The 2,624-nt window shown below is 78.7% G+C and carries 1 protein-coding gene; it reads left to right on the forward strand.

Annotated elements, in window-relative coordinates:
- Positions 1-2,624, forward strand: a 2,624-nt coding sequence (locus GPJ59_RS35395; RefSeq protein WP_219672202.1) for an ATP-binding protein, incomplete at both ends; no start/stop codon positions are given.

A 2,624-nucleotide genomic window follows, 5' to 3' on the forward strand; every position in this document is an offset into this window, starting at 1 on the left:
CTCCTCGGCCGCGCGGCCGAGACGGGCCAGGTCGCCGACGCGCTGGCCGCCGCCCGGTCCGGGCGCGGCGGAGCGCTCTTCGTCACCGGCGAGCCCGGCATCGGCAAGACCCGGCTGGCCGCCGAGGCCCTCGCCGCCGCCGCGGAGGCGGGCATGGTCACCGTACGGGGGCGGGCCGGCGGGGTGGGCCCGTCCGTCCCGTACCGGCCCCTGGCGCAAGCACTGCTCGTGCCGGCCCGGGCCGGTCTGCTGCCCGACCCGGACCGGCTGGGCCGCTACGGACCGGTCCTGACCCGCCTGTTGGACGACCGACGGGACCCGCACGTCCCTCCCGCCTCCCCCCTCATGGTCGCCGAAGCGGTGCTGCACCTGCTCGCCGCCGTCGGAGCACGGCGGGGCTGTCTGTTCGTCCTCGACGACCTGCACGACGCCGACGCCGGGACGCTGGCGGTCGTCGAGTACCTCCTCGACCACCTGGGCCCCCAGCCGGCCGTGCTGCTGCTCGTCGTGGGCGGCGTACCCGGCTCGGCGCGCGAACTGGCCGTGCGGGCGCGCCTGGACGGGACCGCGGGCTTCCTCGAACTACGGCCCCTCGGCCGCCGCGACGTGCACCTGCTCGTCGCGGCCGAGCTGGACACCACCCCGGCAGCCGTACCGCCCGAGCTCGTCACCCGCGTGCTGGCCGCCGGCGCCGGGATCCCGTTCGTGGTCAAGGAACTCGTCCGCGAGCTCACGGCCGAACCCGTCCGCACGGCCGTCCCCGTCCGCACGGCCGAACCCGCCCGCACCACCCGCCCCGCCGGCCGCACCACGCGGACGCCGTCCGTTCCCGCCGCCGTCGCGGACCACGTCCGACGCCAGGCCGGCCCGCTCGGCCCGCTCGGCGCGGAACTCCTGGGCATGGCAGCCCTGTTCGGCCCGAGCTTCCCGCTGCCGGTGCTGGAGCACGCCATCGGCCGTGAGCGGGCAGAGCTGTCCGCGACCGTACGGGCCGCGGTCGCGGCGTACCTGATCACCCCGCACGGAACGGGGCGCCAGTGGTACGCCTTCCGCCACCGGCTGGTGGCCGAGGCCCTGCTCGACGACCTCGGACCGGACGAGCGCGCCGGGTACGCACGGCGAGCGGCACGCGCGGTGAGCGAACTCCACCCCGGACTGCCCGGAGCCTGGTGCACACACGCCGCCGAGCTGCACGACCACGCCGGCGACCCCGCCGAGGCCGTCCGGCTGTACGGCGAGGCGGCACGCCGGGCGCTGGCCGGGGGCCGGGCAGGACGCGCGGCGGCCCTGCTGGCCCGGGCCCACCACCTCGTCGAACCCGCCACGGCACCCGAACTGCACGCCGCGGTGCTGGAGCAACTGCTGGACGCCGTGGCCTGCTCGGGGCGGCTCGACCGGTCGGCCTCCGCCTGCCCGGGCCGGACCGCCCCGCCGGCCGTCTTCAGCCCCCGGCGGCACGACCCGTCGGCCGTCCCCAGGCACGACCGGTCGGCCGTCGCCGCCGACCCGGGGCACGCCCCGGACGGGTCCGGCGGCGCACCCTGTGTACCCGACATGCCCGACATGCCCGGCGTACCTGCCGGGCGGCGGGCCGGGATCCACGCCCGGCTGAGCGGGCTCGCCGTCCTGGCCGGCCGCCCCGCCGATGCCCTGCGCCACCTCGACACGGCCCGCTCGGCGCTCCGTGACCACCCGGCGGCCGATGCCCAGGCCGCCCTCGTGGACATCGCCGCGGCCCACGCCGAGCTGCACCGGCCCGCCCCCGACCGGCTGCGCAAGGCCGCCGGGCTGGCCCTGCGGGCGCTGGACGCCGCCCAGCGCCTCGACCTGCCGGACGTCGCGTGCAGGGCGCTGCTGCTGCTCGGGCAGCTGGCCCGGGAACAGGACGAGCAGGCGGCCGTCGCCCACTTCGGACGGGCCCGCGCGATCGCCCTCGCGCGCCGGCTGCCCGTCCTGCGGATCTCCGCCGAGGTACAGCTGGCCGCCGTGGCGGCGAGCCACGACGGCCGGCCGGCCCGCGTCGAGCAGGCCCGCCGGGAGGCCCTGCGGCTGGGCCTGCTGCCGCTGGCGCACGAGGCCGGCTTCGTCCTCGCGCTGGAGCGGATCAAGCGCTGCGAGTTCGAGGAAGCCGGTGCCGCCGTCCAGGAGGGGCTGGCCGACGCGTCACGGCTGGGCCTGGGCCGGACCGCGGCCGAGCTGCGGCTCGCCGAGGCCGTGGGGTACGCCCACCAGGGCCGGCGCGCCGAGATGGCACAGGCCCTCGGGGCACTGGCCCCGCTCCTCGACGCAAGCCCGGGCCTGCGCGCGATGTCGTGCGGGCTGGCCCGGGCCTTCTGCTCCCTGCTGGAGGAACGGCACGACGTGGCAGCACAGGAGCTCGCGCAGGCCTTCGCCCACGATGCGGAGACCCCCGCGACCGGCGAGTTCGGCAGGAACGACATCGCCTTGCTGCTCGGCGTGCTCGGCATGCTCGGCGGCCGGACGGGCCGGCCGCACCACGCCGCCGTCGCGGCGGCGAGCGCCGGGCGCACCCGCTGGAGCCGGCCTTTCGCCGGCCTGGCGCACGCCGTGCTGCTCGGCCGCGAGGGCCGCCCCGCGCCGGGGGCTGCGATGCGCCGCCTGCG

Origin of the sequence: Streptomyces bambusae, assembly GCF_019400985.1 — a bacterium.
In the GTDB taxonomy this organism is placed as follows: domain Bacteria; phylum Actinomycetota; class Actinomycetes; order Streptomycetales; family Streptomycetaceae; genus Streptomyces; species Streptomyces bambusae_A.